General features: G+C 68.8%; 22 protein-coding genes and 2 pseudogenes. 11 read left to right on the top strand and 13 right to left on the bottom strand.

Annotated elements, in window-relative coordinates; translation table 11 throughout:
• Positions 1-3 precede the first annotated feature (3 nt).
• On the bottom strand, positions 4-459 hold the full coding sequence (gene queF, locus ASG72_RS16395) for a preQ(1) synthase (RefSeq protein WP_056714221.1): 456 nt from the start codon (positions 457-459) through the stop codon (positions 4-6).
• 162 nt (positions 460-621) lie between these two features.
• Between queF and eno the strand changes: the two genes are divergently transcribed.
• Positions 622-1,905, top strand: coding sequence for a phosphopyruvate hydratase (gene eno, locus ASG72_RS16400; protein ID WP_056714226.1), 1,284 nt, complete (start codon positions 622-624; stop codon positions 1,903-1,905).
• Between the two features lie 3 nt (positions 1,906-1,908).
• Here eno and ASG72_RS16405 read toward each other — a convergent pair whose 3' ends face one another.
• The 3 genes from ASG72_RS16405 to ASG72_RS16415 all read right to left on the bottom strand — a co-directional run bounded on the left by ASG72_RS16405 (position 1,909) and on the right by ASG72_RS16415 (position 3,795).
• Positions 1,909-2,247, bottom strand: coding sequence for a hypothetical protein (locus tag ASG72_RS16405; RefSeq protein ID WP_056714229.1), 339 nt, complete (start codon positions 2,245-2,247; stop codon positions 1,909-1,911).
• Entirely contained in the window at positions 2,210-2,527 is a 318-nt protein-coding gene (locus ASG72_RS16410) for a hypothetical protein (protein WP_156396006.1), read from the bottom strand. Before ASG72_RS16410 ends, ASG72_RS16405 begins: the two co-directional genes overlap by 38 nt.
• 116 nt (positions 2,528-2,643) lie before the next feature.
• On the bottom strand, positions 2,644-3,795 hold the full coding sequence (locus ASG72_RS16415) for a citrate synthase family protein (RefSeq protein WP_244488830.1): 1,152 nt from the start codon (positions 3,793-3,795) through the stop codon (positions 2,644-2,646).
• A gap of 76 nt (positions 3,796-3,871) precedes the next feature.
• On the opposite strand from ASG72_RS16415, the gene ASG72_RS16420 reads away from it, so the two are divergent.
• On the top strand, positions 3,872-4,951 hold the full coding sequence (locus tag ASG72_RS16420; RefSeq protein WP_056714892.1) for a citrate synthase/methylcitrate synthase: 1,080 nt from the start codon (positions 3,872-3,874) through the stop codon (positions 4,949-4,951).
• Positions 4,952-5,087: 136 nt separating this feature from the next.
• A complete protein-coding gene (locus ASG72_RS16425) occupies positions 5,088-6,020 on the top strand; it encodes a DMT family transporter (RefSeq protein ID WP_056714234.1) in 933 nt (310 codons plus the stop codon).
• On the opposite strand, the gene ASG72_RS16430 is transcribed toward ASG72_RS16425, so the two are convergent.
• From ASG72_RS16430 to ASG72_RS16455, 6 genes are all read right to left on the bottom strand, one after another.
• The gene (locus ASG72_RS16430; protein WP_244488831.1) at positions 6,000-6,785 is read right to left on the bottom strand and encodes a hypothetical protein; all 786 of its coding nucleotides are present in this window, start codon (positions 6,783-6,785) and stop codon (positions 6,000-6,002) included. The genes ASG72_RS16425 and ASG72_RS16430 overlap by 21 nt on opposite strands.
• On the bottom strand, positions 6,782-7,906 hold the full coding sequence (gene tgt, locus ASG72_RS16435) for a tRNA guanosine(34) transglycosylase Tgt (protein WP_056714238.1): 1,125 nt from the start codon (positions 7,904-7,906) through the stop codon (positions 6,782-6,784). The genes ASG72_RS16430 and tgt overlap by 4 nt, the downstream gene beginning before the upstream one ends.
• A gap of 70 nt (positions 7,907-7,976) precedes the next feature.
• Positions 7,977-8,324, bottom strand: a complete 348-nt coding sequence (locus ASG72_RS16440; protein WP_056714240.1) for an arsenate reductase — start codon at positions 8,322-8,324, stop codon at positions 7,977-7,979.
• 9 nt (positions 8,325-8,333) lie between these two features.
• Positions 8,334-8,834: a peptide deformylase gene (locus ASG72_RS16445; RefSeq protein ID WP_056714242.1), complete on the bottom strand. Its 501-nt coding sequence runs from the start codon at positions 8,832-8,834 to the stop codon at positions 8,334-8,336.
• An 8-nt stretch (positions 8,835-8,842) separates the two neighbouring features.
• On the bottom strand, positions 8,843-9,430 hold the full coding sequence (locus ASG72_RS16450) for an NnrU family protein (protein ID WP_056714245.1): 588 nt from the start codon (positions 9,428-9,430) through the stop codon (positions 8,843-8,845).
• Positions 9,431-9,562: 132 nt separating this feature from the next.
• Entirely contained in the window at positions 9,563-10,075 is a 513-nt protein-coding gene (locus ASG72_RS16455; protein WP_056714249.1) for a DUF1697 domain-containing protein, read from the bottom strand.
• Positions 10,076-10,414: 339 nt separating this feature from the next.
• Between ASG72_RS16455 and ASG72_RS16460 the strand changes: the two genes are divergently transcribed.
• The 6 genes and pseudogenes from ASG72_RS16460 to ASG72_RS21140 all read left to right on the top strand — a co-directional run bounded on the left by ASG72_RS16460 (position 10,415) and on the right by ASG72_RS21140 (position 14,769).
• Positions 10,415-10,750 carry a helix-turn-helix transcriptional regulator gene (locus tag ASG72_RS16460; RefSeq protein ID WP_056714251.1) on the top strand — a complete coding sequence of 112 codons (336 nt, stop codon included), beginning with the start codon at positions 10,415-10,417 and terminating at the stop codon, positions 10,748-10,750.
• Positions 10,743-11,959 (top strand): annotated as a pseudogene (locus ASG72_RS16465) (HipA domain-containing protein); the annotation flags it as partial. The gene ASG72_RS16460 and the pseudogene ASG72_RS16465, both read left to right, overlap by 8 nt.
• 141 nt (positions 11,960-12,100) lie before the next feature.
• A pseudogene (locus ASG72_RS20420) lies at positions 12,101-12,274 on the top strand (DUF3363 domain-containing protein); the annotation flags it as partial.
• A 178-nt stretch (positions 12,275-12,452) separates the two neighbouring features.
• Positions 12,453-12,842, top strand: a complete 390-nt coding sequence (locus ASG72_RS16470) for a MerR family transcriptional regulator (protein ID WP_200939951.1) — start codon at positions 12,453-12,455, stop codon at positions 12,840-12,842.
• A 45-nt stretch (positions 12,843-12,887) separates the two neighbouring features.
• Positions 12,888-14,063, top strand: a complete 1,176-nt coding sequence (locus tag ASG72_RS16475; protein ID WP_056714255.1) for an MFS transporter — start codon at positions 12,888-12,890, stop codon at positions 14,061-14,063.
• Between the two features lie 13 nt (positions 14,064-14,076).
• Positions 14,077-14,769, top strand: a complete 693-nt coding sequence (locus ASG72_RS21140) for a hypothetical protein (protein WP_082540398.1) — start codon at positions 14,077-14,079, stop codon at positions 14,767-14,769.
• A gap of 249 nt (positions 14,770-15,018) precedes the next feature.
• Here the strand turns inward: ASG72_RS21140 and guaA are convergent, their stop codons facing one another.
• Both guaA and ASG72_RS16490 read right to left on the bottom strand, forming a co-directional pair.
• Positions 15,019-16,584, bottom strand: a complete 1,566-nt coding sequence (gene guaA / locus ASG72_RS16485; RefSeq protein WP_056714257.1) for a glutamine-hydrolyzing GMP synthase — start codon at positions 16,582-16,584, stop codon at positions 15,019-15,021.
• A 76-nt stretch (positions 16,585-16,660) separates the two neighbouring features.
• Positions 16,661-17,959 carry an RsmB/NOP family class I SAM-dependent RNA methyltransferase gene (locus tag ASG72_RS16490; RefSeq protein ID WP_056714258.1) on the bottom strand — a complete coding sequence of 433 codons (1,299 nt, stop codon included), beginning with the start codon at positions 17,957-17,959 and terminating at the stop codon, positions 16,661-16,663.
• Positions 17,960-18,190: 231 nt separating this feature from the next.
• On the opposite strand from ASG72_RS16490, the gene ASG72_RS21145 reads away from it, so the two are divergent.
• A complete protein-coding gene (locus ASG72_RS21145; RefSeq protein WP_200939952.1) occupies positions 18,191-18,331 on the top strand; it encodes a hypothetical protein in 141 nt (46 codons plus the stop codon).
• Positions 18,332-18,350: 19 nt separating this feature from the next.
• Here the strand turns inward: ASG72_RS21145 and ASG72_RS16495 are convergent, their stop codons facing one another.
• Complete coding sequence (locus ASG72_RS16495; protein ID WP_056714901.1) at positions 18,351-18,815, bottom strand: Lrp/AsnC family transcriptional regulator; 465 nt, start codon at positions 18,813-18,815, stop codon at positions 18,351-18,353.
• Positions 18,816-18,946: 131 nt separating this feature from the next.
• Between ASG72_RS16495 and ASG72_RS16500 the strand changes: the two genes are divergently transcribed.
• Positions 18,947-19,201: a DUF6356 family protein gene (locus ASG72_RS16500; RefSeq protein ID WP_056714259.1), complete on the top strand. Its 255-nt coding sequence runs from the start codon at positions 18,947-18,949 to the stop codon at positions 19,199-19,201.
• Positions 19,202-19,214: the final 13 nt, after the last annotated feature.

The raw sequence follows: 19,214 nt of genomic DNA on the forward strand, positions 1-19,214 counted from the left end.
GGCTCAGCGGCCGCGATAGGGTGCGACGCCCTGGTCGGGGATCCAGACGCCCTTGGGCGGCTCGCCCGTCTGCCAGAACACGTCGATCGGGATGCCGCCGCGCGGATACCAATAGCCGCCGATGCGGAACCAGGTCGGCTGCAGCAGCTCGACCAGCGTCTTGCCGATCCCGACCGTGCAATCCTCGTGGAACGCGCCATGGTTGCGGAAGGCGCCGAGATAGAGCTTGAGCGATTTCGACTCGACCAGCCACTCCCCCGGCAGATAGTCGATCACCAGGATGCCGAAATCCGGCTGGCCGGTCACAGGGCAGATCGAGGTGAATTCGGGGCAGGTGAAGCGGGCGAGATAGCCGGTGCCGGGATGCGGGTTCGGCACGCGGTCGAGCCTGGCCTCGGCGGGCGAGGCCGGCAGCGCGGACATCTGCCCGAGCTGAAGGGTGGCGGCATCGAGGGTCATCCAGAGATCTCCAGGCCGCGCGCGGTGAGTGTTTTGCCCGCGCGGTGACGGTTTCGTTTCGGGAGGCTTTACCGATCGCCTTCGCGAAACGCTACCCACCCCTTCCCGTGCCCGCCCCGCTTGGCTAGAAGCGGGCATCTCTTCAGCCTCCGGAGCCCTCTCATGACCGCGATCATCGACGTTATCGGCCGCCAGATCCTCGACAGCCGCGGCAACCCCACCGTCGAGGTCGATGTCGTGCTCGAGGATGGCTCGATGGGCCGGGCGGCCGTGCCGTCGGGCGCCTCCACCGGAGCGCATGAGGCGGTCGAGCTGCGCGACGGCGACAAGAGCCGCTATCTCGGCAAGGGCGTGCTGAAGGCGGTCGAATCCGTCAATGTCGCGATCGCCGAGGCGATCGTCGCGATGGACGCCGAGGACCAGACGCTGATCGACCAGACCATGATCGATCTCGACGGCACCGCCAACAAGAGCAAGCTCGGCGCCAACGCCATTCTCGGCGTCTCGCTCGCGGTCGCCAAGGCGGCGGCGGAAGCCTCCGGCCTGCCGCTCTACCGCTATGTCGGCGGCACCGCCGCCAGGCTGCTGCCGGTCCCGATGATGAACATCGTCAATGGCGGCGCCCATGCCGACAACCCGATCGATTTCCAGGAATTCATGATCATGCCGATCGGCGCACCCTCCTTCTCGGAGGGGCTGCGCATGGGGTCGGAGATCTTCCACACGCTGAAGAAGGCGCTGCACGACGCCGGCCACAACACCAATGTTGGCGACGAGGGCGGCTTCGCCCCCAATCTGAAATCGGCCGAGGCGGCGCTGGATTTCGTGATGCAGGCGGTGGAGAAGGCCGGCTACAAGCCGGGCGAGGACATCGCCATCGCGCTCGATTGTGCGGCGACCGAGTTCTTCAAGGACGGTGCCTATGTCTATGAGGGCGAGCGCAAGACGCGCGATCCCAAGGCGCAGGCGAAATACCTCGCCAGGCTGGTCGGCAGCTACCCCATCGTCTCGATCGAGGATGGCATGGCCGAGGATGACTGGGACGGCTGGAAGGCGCTGACCGACCTCGTCGGCTCGAAATGCCAGCTGGTCGGCGACGACCTCTTCGTCACGAATGTCACGCGCCTCTCGCAGGGCATCAAGGCGAAGACCGCCAATTCGATCCTGGTGAAGGTCAACCAGATCGGCTCGCTCACCGAGACGCTGGCCGCCGTCGAGATGGCGCAGCGCGCCGGCTATACCGCGGTGATGTCGCATCGCTCCGGCGAGACCGAGGATTCGACCATCGCCGATCTCGCGGTCGCGACCAATTGCGGGCAGATCAAGACCGGCTCGCTCGCCCGCTCGGACCGCACCGCCAAGTACAACCAGCTCCTGCGCATCGAGGAAGAGCTCGGCGCCCAGGCCCTCTATGCCGGGCGCGGCGCGCTCAAGGCCGTGGCCTGAGCGCTACCAGCGCGGCAGCAGGCCGGCAGCCTGGGCGACCGTCCAGGCCCCGGCCGCACCGACGGCGCCCGCGGCACCGCTGACCACCCCCCTCGCGCCGGCGACGGTGGCGGTGAGCGGCTTCTTCAGCGTCTCCAGGACGCCGGGATTCTCCGCCGGGCCGCGCTCCGCCGGCTCCGGCGGCCGGAGCATCGGCGGCTCGGCGGCGGCGACGAGTTCGCGCCGTCTGTCGCCGGCGAGCTTCACGCTCTCCGCCGGCTGCCGCTTGGCGACACGCGGCTGGGGCGCGCGCACCGCCGGCTGCTCAACGCCATCGCGCGACCAGTCGAGCCTCAGCGGCATGGCGAGCGCCGCCTGACGCCGCGACCCTGAACAGCTGCGCGAGATCCCGCCCCTGCTGCGGCTGAACGCCATGGCGCTGCTGCAGCTTGCCGTCGGGCGCGATCGCCGGAGCCCATGTGATCAGGCTCTCCGCCGGGGCGGATGCGCTCGCCGGGGCGCGCTCGGGCCCGGCCGCGAGCAGCGTCACCGCCGCGCCGGCCGCCGCCAGAACGAAAAGCCCCTGCAAGGCGAAGCGGCGCAGAATTCGGGGATGCAATCGGGAGGGCGCGCTGGCGATCATCTCGGTCCGGTCCTGGTGACGCTGCGACGAGACCGCCCCGCTCCGGCGCCAGAATGGCTGAAAAGCGGCGCGATCATGGCCGTGCACGACCCCTCGCCCCGGGCTGCGCTGCAAGGTCAGACCGGAGCCGGCTCCGGCCCGGTATAGCGCGCCCGCGGCCGGATCAGCCGGCCGGTCTCGATCTGCTCCAGCGCATGGGCGATCCAGCCCGTACAGCGCGCGGCGGCGAAGATCTGCAGCGGCGCGTCCTCCGGCAGCGACAATCTTTCGGCCAGGGCCGCGAGGGCGAAATCGATGTTCGGCGGCTGGCCGCACAGCGCCTGGGTCGAGCGGCGCGTCTCCTCGAGCCGATCCGGCAGCTCGAAGGCCGACAGCAGCGCTGCGCCGCGCGGATCGCCATCGGGATAGAGCGGATGGCCGAAGCCCGGCGGGGCCGCGCCCTGCGCCAACCGCGCCCGCACCGCGGGCTCGATGCCGATCCGCCCCGTCTCGGCCAGAAACCCCGCCACCCGCAGCGTCATCCCGCCATGCAGCGGGCCCGACAGCGCCGCGAGCCCGGCGAGCACGCTGGCCGCGAGCGAGGCGCCGGTCGAGGCCGCGACGCGGACGGCGAAGGTCGAGGCGTTGAGCTCATGATCGGCGAGCAGCACCAGCGCCCGGCGGATCAACTCGCAGCCGGCCGCGTCGCAGCCCCAGCCATGGCCGAGGCGCAGATGGATCGGCCCTTCGCCCGGCCCGCCCGCCACCGCATCGACGAGCGCATCCAGCACGGAGGCCGCTTCGAAATAAAGCGCGCGCGGGGTGCGCCCGGCGCTGGGCGGATCGGTCGCGGCGCGCGCCGCGATTGTGCCGAAGAGCCGCTGCAGCCCGCTACCCGGAGCGATCGGCGTCGCCAGCGTCGGGAAACGCGCATCGCCGCAGGCCCAGAGCAGGCGCGCCACATCCTCGAGCCGCGCCGTTCGCGCCAGCTCGGCCGCGTCCCGCCCCCGATACCACAGCCGCCCCTGAGTGATGGTGGTGATACTGGAGGCGAGCACCGGTTCGCCGAAGGAAATCGCCTCCTCGGCGATCGCCGCGCTGCGCCGGCCACGCGCCTTGCGCTGCTCCAGCTGCGCGACGTCGGAGCGCCGATACAGCCTGCGGCGCGGATCCTCGGGATCGTCGCGGGCCTCGATCCGGCCGCGGCTGACATAGGCGTACAGCGTCTGCGGCTTCAGCCGGAGCCGGTCCATCGCCTCCTGCGCCGTCAGCCACTCGCTCATCGCCATACATTGATTCACTTGTTCAAGATTGATTCTAGCGCCGCGCGCGCCGACCATCAAGCTGCAGATCGAGGAGAAGACGATGTCTGACGGGCTTGAGAATGTCGTGGCCGCGCATACCGTGCTGTCGGAGGTGGATGGCGCGGCCGGGCGGCTGGTCATCCGTGGGTTCGAGCTGGAGGTGCTGGCGGGCCGGCTCGGTGTCGCCGCCGCGGCCGAGCTGATGTTCTCGGGCTTCTTCGACGGGCTGCCCCGGGGGCCGGCCCTGGCCGAGGCGCTCGGCAAGGCGCGTGCGGCGGTCTTCACCGAAATCGGCGGCCTCGATGCCGGGCTGCTCGCGCTCTCGCCGATCGAGGCGGTGCGCGCGCTGATGGCGCGGCTCGAGGATGGCGACGATCTGGCGACCGCCTTGCGCTGGCTGGTCGCGCCGGCGGTCTTCACCCCGGCGGTGATCCGGGCCCGCGCCGGCCGCAAGCCGGTCGCGCCCGACCCTCATTTGCCCCATGCCGCCGATATTCTCCGCATGCTGCATGGCCGCCCGGCCGGCGCAGCCGAGGCCGCGGCGCTCGACGCCTATCTCGTCACCGTCTGCGATCACGGGCTGAACGCCTCGACCTTCGCGGCCCGTGTCGTGGCCTCCACCAGGGCCGGGCTCGGCTCCGCCGTGCTGGCGGGGCTGAGCGCGCTGAAGGGACCGCTGCATGGTGGGGCGCCGGGCCCGGTGATCGCCATGCTCGACGAGATCGGCGAGGCCGCCCGGGCGAGGCCCTGGCTGGAAGAGGCCCTGGCGCGGGGCGACCGGCTGATGGGCTTCGGCCACCGCATCTACCGGGTGCGCGATCCGCGCGCCGATGCGCTGAAGCGGGCGATCACCCGGCTCGATGCGGCCTCCGGCCGGCTGGCCTTCGCGGAGGCGGTCGAACAGGCGGCGCTGGCGATCCTGCGCGAGCGCAAGCCCGCCCGCTCCCTGCAGACCAATGTCGAATTCTACACCGCCCTGCTGCTGGAGGCGCTGGACTTCCCGCCCGACAGCTTCACCTGCGTCTTCGCGATGGGCCGGGTGATCGGCTGGCTGGCCCATGCGCAGGAGCAGATCGCCGGCGGGCGGCTGATCCGGCCGCAATCGGTCTATGTCGGCCCGACGCCGCAGCGCGCCGCCTGATCCAGCCTGAGCGGAGCGTCTGCCGCTCAGGCGCCGCGCGCATGCCCAAGCCCGAGCTTAAGGTATAGATCGGTGCTGCAGCGATGCCTGTCGAGAGCCGCCCTTCGGCTGTCGGATCGCCGCAGACAGCGAGCGCATGGATCAGATCGTCAAGGCCCCGACTCAGGATGCGCGGCGCGACCGGCTGCGCTGGCGCATGGCCTTCTTCGCCATGGCCGGCGCGATGATCATCTTCGGCGCGAATTTCGCGGTCAGCCGCCATGCCGTGCTGAACGGCCTGAGCTCGCATGATCTCCTGGCCCTGCGCTTCCTCACCGCCGGCCTGCTGCTGCTGCCGAGCTTCCTGGCCGCAGGGGGGCTGAAGGATTGCGGCGGCGTCGGCTGGGTCCGCGGGCTGGTGCTGGCCGCGATGAGCGGCTTCCCGATGAGCTATCTGCTGCTCACCGGCCTGACCTATGCGCCGGCGGCGCATGGCGCGACCATCGGCCCGGGCACCGTCACCGTGATCGGCGTGATCGGCGGCGTCGTTCTGTTCGGCGCGGCGCTGACGCGGCAGCTGGTGCTGGGCGTCTTCGCGGTGCTCGCCGGCCTCGCCTGCCTCGCCATCGCCGGCACCACCAACACCAACCCGACCATCCTGCTCGGCGATCTCTGCTTTCTCGGCGTCGGCCTGCTCTGGGGCGGCTATCCCCTGGTCATCCAGATCTGGAAGGTCAACGGGCTGAAGGCGACGGCGATCGTCTCGGTGCTGTCGATGCTCTATCTGCCGTTCTACGCGCTGTTCTTCTTCCGCGGCTTCGACGTCGCGCCCTGGTGGGTGATCATCGCCCATGGCATCAATCAGGGCGTGCTCAACGTGGTGATGGGGCTGTGGATCTGGGCCTGGGCGACGCCGATCCTCGGCCCGGCCGTGGTCGGGCGTTTCCCGCCGACGATTCCCGTGGTCGGGACCATCCTGGCCGTGCCGATCCTCGGCGAGATCCCGACCGGGCTGCAGGTCGCCGGCATCACCCTGATCATCGGCGGGCTCTTCGTCGCCTCCTGGCGCTCAGCGCGCGCCGCGCGTTAGCCGCATCAGCGCCAGGTTCCAGCCGATGCAGATGGCGAGGCCGAGCGACAGCGCCAGGCCGGAGCCGAGCGGCAGCGCCGCCAGATGCACCGCCGCCAGCGCGACGCCGAAGCCGATCAGCGCCAGCGCGCCATTGGCCATCACGGCGGCGGTGGCGGGCCCGCCGATCCGCGGCTGCAGCATCACGATCAGGCTCGAGAGCACGATCGGCAGCGCCGCCAGCGAGCCCGACCATGTCGGCCCGACATGCGAGCTCAGCGTCGTCACCGTGCCCGCCAGCGCCGCGACGAAGGCGGCGCGCATCGGGATCAGATACCAGGGCCGCTCCGGCGGCTGCTTCGGACGCGCCGCGAGATAGGGCCGGAACATCAGGTGCAGCCCGCCATAGACCGCCACCGTCGCCGCCAGCAGCACGGGGAAGGACGGCGCCAGGGCCCGCAGCAGGAGCAACGTCGCGATCCAGGCCGCCAAGGCGGCCGCCAGGCACAGCGCCGTGCCGAAACGCTGCGCCAAAAAAACATAGGCGAAGCTCAGCCCGGCATTGGCTAGGTTGGAGGCCATGCTGCCGAGTGCCCCCTGCGCGATGAAGGCGGCGTCGTGATCGAGCGCCAGGAAGACATAGACCGGCCCGGCCGAGATCGGCAGCGTCGCGATCATCGCGGCGATCATCGGCCCGCTGCGCTCGGCCAGCAGCGAGCAGCCGACGACGACGGCCGCGGCCGTCGCCATCTTGAGCGCCAGCATCACCAGCCAGGGATCGATCACGCCGGCTCGCCCCGGGCCCAGCCTTCCTTGGTCTCGGCGACGAAGTCGGCCAGCCGCCCCTGCGCGATCGCGGCGCGCAGCCCCGCCATCAGCTCCTGGTAATAGGCGAGGTTCACCCAGGTCAGCAGCATCTTGCCGAGCATTTCCTCGGCCTTGACCAGATGATGCAGATAGGCCCGGGCATAGCTATTGGCGGCGGGGCAGGAGGAGCGCTCGTCGATCGGCCGCGGATCCTCGGCGTGCTTGGCGTTCTTCAGGTTCATCCGGCCGAAGCGGGTGAAGATCTGGCCATGGCGGCCGGCCCGCGTCGGCATCACGCAGTCGAACATGTCGACCCCGCGCAGCACCGCCTCGACCAGATCATCGGGCGTGCCGACGCCCATCAGATAGCGCGGCTTCTCCTGCGGCAGATGCGGCTCCACCGTCTCGATCATCGCCAGCATGATCTCCTGCGGCTCGCCGACCGCGAGCCCACCGATCGCATAGCCCTTCAGATCCATCGCCACGAGTTCGCGCGCGCTCTCGACCCGCAGCGCCGGCACGGCCCCGCCCTGGACGATGCCGAACAGCGCCCGGCCGGCCGGATTGCCGAAGGCCGCCTTGCAGCGATCGGCCCAGCGCAGCGACAGGCGCATCGCCTTCTCCGCCACTCTGTCCTCGCAGGGCAGCGAGACGCATTCGTCGAGCTGCATCACGATGTCGGACCCCAGCAGGTTCTGGATCTCGACCGAGCGCTCGGGCGTCAGCACATGTTTGGAGCCGTCGATATGCGATTGGAAGGTGACCCCCTCCTCCGTCAGCTTGCGCAGCTGCGACAGTGACATCACCTGAAAGCCGCCGGAATCGGTGAGGATCGGATGCGGCCAGTTCATGAAGCGGTGCAGCCCGCCCAGCCGCGCCACCCGTTCCGCGCCCGGGCGCAGCATCAGGTGATAGGTGTTGCCGAGCACGACGTCGGCGCCGAGCGCCCGCACCTGCTCCGGATACATGCCCTTGACGGTCGCGGCCGTCCCCACCGGCATGAAGGCCGGCGTGCGGATGGTGCCGCGCGGCATGCGGATTTCGCCGGTGCGGGCCGCGCCGTCCCGCCCGAGCAGATGAAAGCAGAATTCCGTGGTCATGCCGCGGGCTTAGCCCGAAGCGCGGCCGCGCAAAAGAGCGGCCGCGCCATCGCCGCCATGCGCTGCCGGCTCAGCCCAGCGCCGCCGCATAGAGCTCCGGCTTGAAGCCGACGAGGCGCCGCTCGCCGAGATCGAGCACCGGGCGCTTGATCAGCGACGGGTTGGCCAGCATCAGCGCCACGGCCTTCTCGGCGTCGAGCCCGGTCTTCTCCGCCTCCGGCAGCGCGCGGAAGCTGGTGCCGGCGCGGTTCAGCACCGTCTCCCAGCCATGTTCGGCGACCCACCCCAGAAGCCGCGTCTTGTCGATGCCGCTCGCCTTGTAGTCGTGGAAGACATGGACGATGCCGCGCTGCTCCAGCCAGGCCCGCGCCTTCTTCATCGTGTCGCAATTCTTGATGCCGTAGATGGTGATCGCCATGCCGTGTCCTCAGGCCTCGCTCTTGCGGATCTTGTCATAACGCTTGACCACCCGCTCCCGCCTCAGGCGCGTCAGCCGCTCGGTCCAGAAAATGCCGTCGAGCTGGTCGATCTCATGCTGCAGGCAGATCGCCAGCAGCCCTTGCGCCTCCGCGACATGCTCCCGCCCGTCGAGATCGTGATAGCGCAGCGTGATCGCCGCCGGCCGCTCCACCTCATCGGTCACGCCCGGCATCGAGACGCTGCCCTCGACATGGCGGATGCGCTCCGGCGAGGCCTCGACCACCCGTGGATTGACGTAGACCCGCAGCGCGTCGTCCGGAAGGTCCAGCACCACCAGTCGCAGCGCGATCCCGCAATGCGGCGCGGTGATGCCGATGCCGGGCGCCGCCCGCATCGTCTCCGCCAGATCCTGCGCCAGAGCCCGCAGCCCTTCGTCGAAGGCGGTGACCGGGCGCGCCGCCTGCCGCAGCCGCGGATCGGGAAAGCGGATGATCGGCAGCGGCGGCATGTGCTCTCTCAGCGCCCGGTGACGGACACGCCGATCAGCAGCGGATGCAGCCAGAAAGCGAAGAGCCCATAAGCGACGAGGCCGATGGCGATGGCGATGACGTCGTTGCGCCCGAAACCGGGCGTTCCGCCCGCGGCGAGCTGCGCCGCCGCCTCCGGCCGCCGCTTGGCCGAGATGCGCGCCATCACCGCCCAGGCGAGGAAGGAGCCGAAGAGCAGCATGCTGCCGAGATCGCCATTGGCGATGAGATGGGCGCTCGCCCAGATCTTGACCGCCAGCAGCATGGGATGCCGCGCGGCGGCCTTGATCCGGCCGGGCAGATAGAGCGAGGCGACGAGAATGAAGATCGGCAGATTGAGCAGCGCCGCGACATGGCGGGTGAAGGCCGGCGGCTCCCAGACAGGGATATAGCCATTGGCGCGATAGGCGCCGAAACCATAGACGATCAGCACGAAGCCGAGCAGCGAGACGAGGCTGTAGAGCGCCTTGTAGCCACCATCGCCGAAGCGCGCGATCAACCCGGCGCGTAAATCCCGCTTCATCGAGACGGCATGCCCGCCGAGAAACAGGATGAGTCCGAGCACCAACAGCAGCATCGTCGCGATTCCCCAGCTTGGAACGGGTCGAGACCATGCCGTCATCCCGGCGGGTTTGGCCAGAGGGCGTTTCGGCGCGGAGCGCGCGGGCCGGGAGGCGGCAGGGGCTCGTCGACGGCGCGCAGCGCCACCTCACATCGCGGCGGCGAGTTCGGCGAGTTTCGCGATGGTGTTCATGTTGCGGGCCGTGCCGCTCGCCGCGGCCGGGATCGCGAGCTTCGAGCGGCCCATGCCCGCGCCATAAGCCACATAGATTTCGCGCTTGCCCAGGCGGACCTCTTCATCCTGTCGGCCCTTCAGCCTCTGCAACGTATCGGCGGGCGGCGCGGCATCCAGGCATATCGCGACCGTCCGGTCCGGGGGCGCGTCAGGGAATGGGTTGGCCTCGAAAATGTGCCTGATCTCGTCGGCGCTGCGGATGACGACCCCGACCGGCCGGCCGGCATGAATCAGCAGACGCTCCTCGAGCGCGGCCTTGACCTCACGCTCGGAGCCTGCGGCCGAGAAGACGACATTGCCGCTGGCGATATAGGTCCGGACGGCCTGGAAGCCGGCTGCCTCGCACATCGCCTTCAACGCGGCCATCGGCAACCGGCCCGTCCCGCCGACATTTATCGCCCGCAGCAGAGCGACATAGACGGTCATGTAAGCGCGCCTTCCGTCGAGGCAGCGGCGCGCGATCCGGCAGAGGTCACGGCAGGCCGGGTAGGATCGACGCCGCGCGCCGACGGCCCCCGCCTCACTTCCCGCGATCGGGTTTCGCCATCTCTCGCCGATGACGGATTCGCGTCGTGCAAACTGGCCGTTTCAAGCCTCATCGCCTTGTCTGCGCCATTCTACCTTGGCCGATGCTCAAATCGTCCGAGCTATACCGTCATAGGCGTTTTCTGCCAATCGGCGACAAGCCCAGCGGCTCGAACCCTTCTAGGAAAATTGTAAGCTTCGTGCTACATATTCGGTCAATCGGTCGTGCGAAGGTTGCAAATGCCGACACCTCACAATCCTCCCGCCGCGGTACGGCGCGCGCTGTGCAAGCTTGGCTCGGACATCCGCGATGCCCGTCGGCGTCGGCGGCTGCCCATGTCCGTCGTGGCCGAACGAGCCTTCACGTCGCGTTCGACCCTCCAGAAGATAGAGGCGGGCGACAGCGGCGTCAGTATCGGGATCTATGCCGGCGTCCTTCAGGCGCTCGGTCTCCTCGACGGATTGGGCGAGATCGCCGATATCGCCAACGACAGCGTCGGGCAGGCGCTGTCCAGCGCCGCATTGCCGAAGCACGCCCACCCCAAGCGATCGACTGGCGCGCCGCGCGATGGCTGATTTCGAGGTTCATCTCGACCGTGCCGGCCACACGCGACCGATCGGACTTGCGCGGAGCAACCGCGTCCGCGGCGCCGAGACCATCATGTTCGAATATGACCGCGCATGGCTCGAAGACCCGGATCGCTTCTCGCTGGAGCCGGCTCTAGCCCTGACACGCGGCGCCTTCGCGCCGCCCGCTGGTCTCGCGACCTTTGGCTCCATCGGCGATTCTGCACCCGACAGCTGGGCCGCCGCCTCATGCAACGCTCGGAGCGGCGTAGCGCCGATCGCGATGGCCGCGCCGTGCGCAGTCTGGCCGAAAGCGACTACCTGCTCGGCGTTGCCGACGAGACGAGGCTTGGCGCCCTTCGCTTCCGCTGGATTGGCGAAGAACATTTTCAAGCGCCGATCCGCGCCGGTGTGCCCGCCCTCATCGACCTCGGCCGACTGCTCCAGATCACCGAACGCATCCTGCGCGACGATGAAACCGATGAGGATCTCGAACTCATCTTCGCGCCCGGCTCATCGCTCGGCGGAGCACGGCCCAAAGCGTCGGTGGTTGACCAGCATGGTCATCTCTCGATCGCCAAATTCCCCAGGGAGACCGACGACTATAGCATGGAGACATGGGAGGAGATCGCCCTGCGACTGGCCGGCCGGGCCGGCATCGCCACGCCGATCCACGAACTGATCGATGTCGCCGGCAAGAAGGTCATGCTGTCCCGGCGCTTCGACCGCGACGGCGCGGTCCGGATCCCCTTCCTCTCGGCCATGGCGATGATGGGCGCCAAGGATGGCGAGCGCGGCAGCTATCCCGAGATCGTCGATGCTCTGGCCGAGCACGGCGCCCAGGGGAAGACCGATGCCCACGCCCTTTATCGCCGCGTCGTCTTCAATGTGTTGATCTCCAATGTCGACGATCATCTGCGCAATCACGGCTTCCTCTGGCTCGGCAAGGCCGGATGGTCGCTATCCCCCGCCTATGACCTCAATCCTGTGCCGACTGACATCAAGGCGCGGGTGTTGACGACCAACATCGACCTCGATGAGGGCACCTGTTCGCTCGACCTGCTGGAGGAGGCCTCGGAGTTCTTCGCCCTGACGCTGGCGCAAGCTCGCAGGATCATCAAAGACGTGGCCACCGTGACCGCAACCTGGCGCCAGACCGCGAAGGCGGTCGGCGCACGGTCGGCCGAGATCAACCGTATGGCCAGCGCCTTCGAGCATGGCAGCCCCGTCAACGCCACCACCGTCGGCCTGGACGTCGCGGATATCGAAACCCGTGGCATTCGCGAGGTGCTTCAAACGTCGGCGCCGCCTATGGCGCATGATCCATTCTCGATGCGCACCTGACTCTGCTTCGGCGAGCAGATGCGCGATGCGATGAAGCGCCGCCGCGAGCATCTCATCGGCCGGCACGATGCCGCCCGTCAGCCGGATGGGGGCATCACCTGTCGTCGCGATCGTGTTTCCACCCTGCGCGAGCACGAGGTCGCCCACGTCGGCGGCGAACTTGCTGCGGCGAAGGGCCTGCCGTTCTGAGCGGCAAGGACAGCGAGACGGCCAGCGGCATCGTGCGGGCCGGATCAAAGTCTCGGCAGTTGGAACGGCGGCCGGGTTGGGGCTGTAGCTGTCACCCGACCGCCTACGCGCCACGATTGACTTCGCTGCCCCCATACCCTAAACCTACACCCAACGTCAGGTTCAGGAAGCGGTGCATTTGTCCTCCCTCATGCAGATCGGTGAGCTGTCGGAGCGCGCGAAGGTCAGCCATCGCACGATCCATTACTACGAGCGGCTCGGATTGGTGAAACCGGCCGAGCGCGAGGGCGTGGGCTATCGCTATTATGACGAGGTCTCGGTCAAACGGCTGGAGAAGATCGCGGCGCTGAAGCGCCTGGGCCTGAGCCTCGACGAGATCGCCGCCGTCATCGACCTCTATTTCGAGGAGGCGAGCGGCATCAAGGGCAAGGAAAAGGTGCTGGAGATCCTTCAGGCGCAGCTCGCCAAGGCCGATGCCCAACTCTCCGAGCTCACCGAGTTCAAGCGCGACGTGGAAACGAACATTGCCCGGATGCAGGCCCTGATCGCGGAAGCGAAGCAGGGATAAGAGCGAGGACGGGGATCGATGTCCCATCAATCTACAGCTGACGTCATGTTACGATCTGACCCGGGCCGCCTCACCGGCCGCCATGTCGCGCTGCTGGCGCTCCTGATGGCCTGCGGCTTCATCGTGGTCGGGCAGCTCTACATCACCATCCCGATGATCGCCGGCATCGCCGCCGGCTTCGACATCGCGCCTCGACATGCGAGCCTGATCGGCACGGCCTTCGGCGTGGCCTATGCCGCCGGCTTCCTGCTCCTCGGCCCTCTCTCCGATCGCTATGGCCGCAAGCGCATGCTGCTGATCGGTCTCGTGATGACGGCTGTCGCGACGGCGCTGGTCGGCATCGCCGGCAGCTTCGGTCTGCTTCTGGCCGGTCGGGCGGCTCAAGGGCTCGCGGCCTCGATCTTTCCGCCGGTCGCCCTCTCGCTCGTCACGGAAGAATTGCCGCCGGCCCAACGCCCGCTCGGCGTGTCTCTGATGAGCTTCGCCTTCCTCGGGGCCGCCCCCTTGTCGCAACTCTTCGCGGTCCAGACTGGCGGCAGCCTGTCCGTCATCATGTTGGCGCTTGCGCCGCTCTATCTGCTCGGCGCGCTGGGTCTCCATCTCGTCGTCGCGTCGAAGCACGCCGCGCCCCTCGCCGGCAATGCCGCAGACGGCGATCGTTTCACGTCGCTTTTGGGCGATCGAGGCATCGTCGCGGCCTGGGTGGCAGCCGTCACCGTGCTGTTCGGCTTCGTCTCCTTCTACAGCGGTCTGGAGCTGTTCAGCCCGGGCATCGGGGTCGATCTGCAAACGGTGCGTCTGATCGGCCTGCCGCCGCTGCTGCTCAGTTTCGCGGCCGCGCCGGTGACACGACGCTTCGGCGCTCCGGTCACGGCCCGTCTCGGCCTTGCGCTGGCGGCGCTGGCGATCGGCATCGGAGCCTTTGCTTCGCCCGGCGCGGTCATCCTGGCCAGCGCCACCCTCTCGGCAGGCGTCGCCTTCGCCGTTCCCGGCCTGATCGCGACCGTCGCCGGACGCGCGACCAACGCCAATCGCGGCCTCGCTCTGGCCATCTACAGTTTCGCGCTGTTCCTCGGGGCCAGCTTCGCGCCGCCGGTCGCCCAGGCTCTCGCCGGGATCGGCATCGTCCCGCTCCTGCTGCTGCCAGCCGCGTTGCTGCTGACGGCCATCCTCGTCCTTACCCTCGGCATAAGCCGGCCTCGCCCCTCTCGCTCGCGCTGAAGGAGACCTCGCCATGCCCCGCATCCGCCCCGCCACCCTGCTCGCCGCCTTCGCCATCGTCGCAGGCAGCGCCGCCACCATCGCGCTGGCAGACACACAGAAAGGAAAAGCCATGCCGACTTCCATCACCGCATCGCAGCCCGCCGCGACGATCGCCAACGCATTCATGCCGGACGGCTATCGCGAGATTGCCCGCCGCGCCGTCAGCGTCGATCGGCAAAAGGCGGAACTCGTCCGCTATGAGCGGGTGGACCGCCGCAACGCTGGGCTCGGCGGCGAGCATTTCAGCACGGTGATTAGCCATGACGGCCGCCTCAAGGGTTTCGCCCGCATCGACCTCGATTTGGTCGGCGGTCGGCTGCCTTCGCGCGAGGACACGCAGGCCATCGCCATGGATTTCCTGCGCAAGGCCGCGCCGGACCTGCTGACAGGCCTGAAGATCAGTTGGATCGAGCCGCATGACGAGCCGCTGCGCGTCACCCGCAATGGCCGCACGGAAGATCTGAGCCTGACCGGCATGAAGGTGAAGATGCGCAACAGCGCCGATGGTCTCTGGATGTGGGTCATCGTCGGAGCCGACCGCAAGGTCATGGTGTTCGAGCGCGACATCGACTGGATCCCCTTCCCCGGCCGTCGCGGCACGGAAAAATGGCTGCACGATTCCTGGCTCGTCGAAAACGGCCACGCGCTGCGCGCCGCGGAATAATCAGCCGACGACCGATTATTCCCGACCCTCGATGTGCAGGAAGCAGCGATCCGAAGAGAGAACCGCGAACCTGCGGGCGCGGCGCCGTTCGCGACAGCTTGACCGTCGACCGCCATCTATCGCATTCGGGCCGTCGATAGCAGGGTTTGCCCGGTGATCGACGACGAAACACGTCGCGAAAAGCTGCTTGGCCTCAGCTCGTTGTAGAGAGCTATCGGCGGCAATCGACGGCGCTCGACCAGGCCCGTCTCACTCCCACTCGATCGTGCCCGGCGGCTTGCTCGTCACGTCGTAGACGACACGGTTGATGCCTTTGACCTCGTTGATGATGCGGGTCGCGGTGCGGCCGAGGAAGGCCATGTCATAGGGGTAGAAATCCGCCGTCATCCCGTCGACCGAGGTCACGGCGCGCAGGGCGAGCACATGGTCATAGGTGCGGTAGTCGCCCATCACCCCGACGGTGCGGACCGGCAGCAGCACGGCGAAAGCCTGCCAGATCTGATCGTAGAGCCCGGCCTTGCGGATCTCCTCGAGATAGATCGCGTCGGCCTTGCGCAGGATGTCGAGCTTCTCGCGGGTGATCTCGCCCGGGCAGCGGATCGCCAGTCCGGGCCCCGGGAAGGGATGGCGGCCGACGAAGGCTTCCGGCAGGCCGAGCTCGCGGCCGAGCACCCTGACCTCGTCCTTGAACAGCTCGCGCAGCGGCTCCACGAGCTTCATCTTCATGCGCTCGGGCAGGCCGCCGACATTATGATGCGACTTGATCGTGACCGAGGGTCCGCCGGAGAAGGAGACGCTCTCGATCACATCGGGATAGAGCGTGCCCTGGGCCAGGAAATCCGCCCCGCCGAGCTTGCGCGCCTCCTCGTCGAAGACCTCGATGAAGAGCCGGCCGATGGTCTTGCGCTTGGCCTCGGGATCGGCGCCGCATTTGGCGAGCTCCGACAGGAAGAGCTCCTCCGCTTCGACATGGACCAGCGGGATGTTGTAGCTGTCGCGGAACAGCGTCACCACCTGCTCGGCCTCGGCCTGGCGCATCAGCCCGTGATCGACGAAGACGCAGGTCAGCTGGTCGCCGATCGCCTCATGGATCAGCACGGCGGCGACGGCGGAATCGACGCCGCCGGACAGGCCGCAGATCACGCGGCCGCCGCCGACCTGGTCCTGGATCTTCTTGATGGTCTCGGCGCGATAGGCCGACATGCTCCAATCCGGCGTGCAGCCGCAGATCTCCACCACGAAATTGCGCAGCAGCCTCGCCCCATCGGGCGTATGCACCACCTCGGGGTGGAACATGGTGGAATAGAAGCGCCGCTCCTCGTCGCTCGCCACCGCATAGGGGGCGTTTTCGGAGGTGGCCTTGACGGTGAAGCCGGCCGGCAGCTGCGTGACCCGGTCGCCATGGCTCATCCAGACGGGGTAGCGGCCGCCCTCCTCCCAGATGCCGGAGAACAGCGCCGAGGGTTTGACGATCTCGACATCGGCCCGGCCGAATTCGGCGGCATGCCCGCTCTCGACGCGCCCGCCCAGCTGCTCCGCCATCGTCTGCTGGCCATAGCAGATGCCGAGCACCGGCAGCCCCGAGGAGAACACCTCCTGCGGCGCGCGCGGGCTGCCCTCATCCGGGACCGAGGCCGGCCCGCCGGAGAAGATCACGCCCTTCGGCCGGATGCGCCGGAACGCCTCGGCGGCCGATTGGAACGGCGCGATCTCGCAATAGACACCGATCTCGCGCACGCGGCGCGCGATCAGCTGCGTCACCTGGCTGCCGAAATCGATGATGAGGATGGAGTCGTGGGTCTTTTCGCTCGTCATCCGGCTCGGTTAAGCCATCGCAGCCCGGCGCGCAACGGCCCCCGAGCTCGCAGCCGCCCGCGCCCTGCTCTCCGGCTCAGCCCGGCGCGCGCAGCACGCTGAGATAGAAGCCGTCGGTCCCGGTCCGCAGCGGCGAGAGCTGCAGCCCGTAGCGCGTGGCGAAGCCGGCGAGCAGGGCGAAATCCCCCTCCGGCGCCGCCAGCAGCGCGTCGATCGCCAGGCTGCTCAGCCCGGGCTGCCGCGCCAGCAGTGCCGCGATCGCCTGGTCGTTCTCCTCGGGCAGCAGCGAGCATGTGATGTAGGCGATCCGCCCGCCCGGCTTCACCAGCTTCGCGGCGCGGTCCAGCACCTGCGCCTGGTCCTTGATCCGCTCCGCCAGGGCGCCGGGCCGCACCCGCCATTTCGCGTCGGGATTGCGCCGCCAGGTGCCGGAGCCGGTGCAGGGCGCATCGACCAGCACCAGATCGACCTGCCCGGCCAGATCCTCCAGCGGCTCATGGCCGCGCGAGCGCGGGATTCGGATCTCGACGATGCCGGCGCCGGAGCGGCCGAGCCGCTCATGCAGCGGCGCCAGCCTGCGGCTGTCCAGATCGGTGGCGTAGAGGCGGCCCTGATTGTTCATCAGCGCCGCGAGCGCCAGGGTCTTGCCGCCGGCACCGGCGCAGAGATCGACCACCAGCTCGCCCGGCTGCGGCGCCGCCAGCAGCGTCACCAGCTGCGAGCCCTCGTCCTGGATCTCGAACCCGCCGGAGAAGAAGGCCGGCTCGGTCTGCAGCGAGGGGCCGCGCCCGTCATGGCCCGGCTGGAAGCGCAGCGCATCGGGCGACCAGGCGCCGGGCTCCGCCCCGAGATGCCGGAGTTCGTCCAGCAGCCGATCCCGGCTGGTCTTCAGCCGGTTGACGCGAATGTCGACGGGAGCGCGCATGGCCAGCGCCTGGCCCTCGCGCACCGCATCGGGGCCGAACGCCGCCGCCAGCGATGGCCAGAGCCATTCCGGCACGTCGGCCTGCACCCAATCGGGCGCCCGATCCAGCGCGAAACGCTCGAGCGCCGCCGCTTCCTCGGGCGACAGCGGCGCCGGCGCATGCTTCTCGCCGGTGCAGAGCTGGCCGATCTCGGCCGCACTGAGCCCGCGCAGCCCGACCAGCATGCCGAGCACCAGCGCGCGCGGGCTCTCCGCGCCCAATACATAGGCGCTGGAGGCGCGCCGGCGCAGCGCGTCATAGACCAGCGAGGCCACCGCCGCTCGGTCCTTCGACCCGGCGAAGCGCCGCGCCAGCCCCCAATCCTTCAGCGCGTCGGCGGCGGGGCGGCGGCGCTGGATCAGATCCTCCAGCACTTCGATGGCGGCGCTGAGGCGGGCGGCTGGGGTCATGGCGGCTTTCGTCTGGAATTCGTCGATTTCTAGGCTGCGACGAAAGGCTTGACGCCAAAGCCGCGACGGCGGAAGACGCGGCGGCCAGCCTGGCGGCGAGCTGCCCTGCCTCGCCCGGCCCCAACGCGTCGATGCCGGTCTTCCCGGAGCGATTCACCGTTTCGGCCGCAAGTGCAAGGCGCATTTGCGAGTCGGGGAAGCCCGGCCCGCAGGAACGGGATAGAGACCTCGATGATCAACGCCGCCCGCCTTACCCTCGCCGGCCTGCTCGCGCTCGCCCTCGCCGGCTGCGCCGCCACTCCGCAGCCCGACCTGACCCCGCCGCCCGCCAAGCGGCTGGACGCCAAGACGACGCTGGAAAACCGGCTCTGAGCGGGCGCCGCCATGCCGTTCAGGCGTAGCCGAGCGGCACTTCGGTCGTGTCCTTGATCTCTTCCATGACGAAGCTCGCGGCGACATCGACCATGTCGACGCGGGCGATCAGCTTCTGATAGAGCCGGTCATAGGCTGCGACATCGGTCACCCGGGCGCGCAGGATGTAGTCGATCTCGCCGGAGGTGCGATAGGCCCCCACGATCTCCGGCAGCGCCTGGATGGCGTCGCGAAAGCGCTGCGACCACTCGGCGCTGTGCTGCCCGGCGCGGATCCGGATCAGCACGGTCAGGCCGGCCTTCAGTCGCGCGGCGTCGAGCAGCGCCACCCGGCCTCGAATGATGCCCGCCTCCTCCAGCAGCTTGACCCGGCGCCAGCAGGCATTGCGCGACAGATTCACCCGCGAAGCGAGATCCTCGACGCTATGCGTCGAATCGCGCTGCAGCTCCCTGAGGATCGCCCGGTCGAATTCATCGATCGCCATGAAGCGGGATTCCATCTCACCAGATGCTCTCTCCGCGATAATTTATCCCAGGATTTGCCGAAGTCACCTGTGAAGTTGGGAAAGCTTCCGCCCGGCTTCGGGCATAATCTGCCGATCAGCAGGAGGCATCCATGGCAGAGCGCGGCGTCACCGACATCTTCACCCGGCATCCCGCTTCGGTGGGCGAGAGCTATACCGAGCATTTCGGCGTCGCCATCCGCTATTCCGGCCGGATGTTCGCGGCCGGTTTCTGCGCGCTGGTCCATGCCTTCCTGCCCTTCCTGTTCGAGAAGACGGCGAGCGGCATCGTGCGTCGCATGGTGGCCGATATGGACCGCCGCACCGGCACTCCGGCCGCCGCGCCGCAGATCGTCCCGGCGGAATAGGAGCCGGCCCGGT

The organism is Allobosea sp. Leaf344, from assembly GCF_001426225.1.
Classification (GTDB): Bacteria; Pseudomonadota; Alphaproteobacteria; order Rhizobiales; family Beijerinckiaceae; genus Allobosea.

Excerpts from the sequence above, each read along its gene's own strand:
- queF (WP_056714221.1), bottom strand. The coding sequence starts at position 459 with ATGACCCTCGATGCCGCCACCCTTCAGCTCGGGCAGATGTCCGCGCTG.
- eno (WP_056714226.1), top strand. The coding sequence starts at position 622 with ATGACCGCGATCATCGACGTTATCGGCCGCCAGATCCTCGACAGCCGC.
- ASG72_RS16405 (WP_056714229.1), bottom strand. The coding sequence starts at position 2,247 with ATGCCGCTGAGGCTCGACTGGTCGCGCGATGGCGTTGAGCAGCCGGCG.
- ASG72_RS16410 (WP_156396006.1), bottom strand. The coding sequence starts at position 2,527 with ATGATCGCCAGCGCGCCCTCCCGATTGCATCCCCGAATTCTGCGCCGC.
- ASG72_RS16415 (WP_244488830.1), bottom strand. The coding sequence starts at position 3,795 with ATGGCGATGAGCGAGTGGCTGACGGCGCAGGAGGCGATGGACCGGCTC.
- ASG72_RS16420 (WP_056714892.1), top strand. The coding sequence starts at position 3,872 with ATGTCTGACGGGCTTGAGAATGTCGTGGCCGCGCATACCGTGCTGTCG.
- ASG72_RS16425 (WP_056714234.1), top strand. The coding sequence starts at position 5,088 with ATGGATCAGATCGTCAAGGCCCCGACTCAGGATGCGCGGCGCGACCGG.
- tgt (WP_056714238.1), bottom strand. The coding sequence starts at position 7,906 with ATGACCACGGAATTCTGCTTTCATCTGCTCGGGCGGGACGGCGCGGCC.
- ASG72_RS16440 (WP_056714240.1), bottom strand. The coding sequence starts at position 8,324 with ATGGCGATCACCATCTACGGCATCAAGAATTGCGACACGATGAAGAAG.
- ASG72_RS16445 (WP_056714242.1), bottom strand. The coding sequence starts at position 8,834 with ATGCCGCCGCTGCCGATCATCCGCTTTCCCGATCCGCGGCTGCGGCAG.
- ASG72_RS16450 (WP_056714245.1), bottom strand. The coding sequence starts at position 9,430 with ATGCTGCTGTTGGTGCTCGGACTCATCCTGTTTCTCGGCGGGCATGCC.
- ASG72_RS16455 (WP_056714249.1), bottom strand. The coding sequence starts at position 10,075 with ATGACCGTCTATGTCGCTCTGCTGCGGGCGATAAATGTCGGCGGGACG.
- ASG72_RS16460 (WP_056714251.1), top strand. The coding sequence starts at position 10,415 with ATGCCGACACCTCACAATCCTCCCGCCGCGGTACGGCGCGCGCTGTGC.
- ASG72_RS16475 (WP_056714255.1), top strand. The coding sequence starts at position 12,888 with ATGTTACGATCTGACCCGGGCCGCCTCACCGGCCGCCATGTCGCGCTG.
- ASG72_RS21140 (WP_082540398.1), top strand. The coding sequence starts at position 14,077 with ATGCCCCGCATCCGCCCCGCCACCCTGCTCGCCGCCTTCGCCATCGTC.
- guaA (WP_056714257.1), bottom strand. The coding sequence starts at position 16,584 with ATGACGAGCGAAAAGACCCACGACTCCATCCTCATCATCGATTTCGGC.
- ASG72_RS16490 (WP_056714258.1), bottom strand. The coding sequence starts at position 17,959 with ATGACCCCAGCCGCCCGCCTCAGCGCCGCCATCGAAGTGCTGGAGGAT.
- ASG72_RS21145 (WP_200939952.1), top strand. The coding sequence starts at position 18,191 with ATGATCAACGCCGCCCGCCTTACCCTCGCCGGCCTGCTCGCGCTCGCC.
- ASG72_RS16495 (WP_056714901.1), bottom strand. The coding sequence starts at position 18,815 with ATGGCGATCGATGAATTCGACCGGGCGATCCTCAGGGAGCTGCAGCGC.
- ASG72_RS16500 (WP_056714259.1), top strand. The coding sequence starts at position 18,947 with ATGGCAGAGCGCGGCGTCACCGACATCTTCACCCGGCATCCCGCTTCG.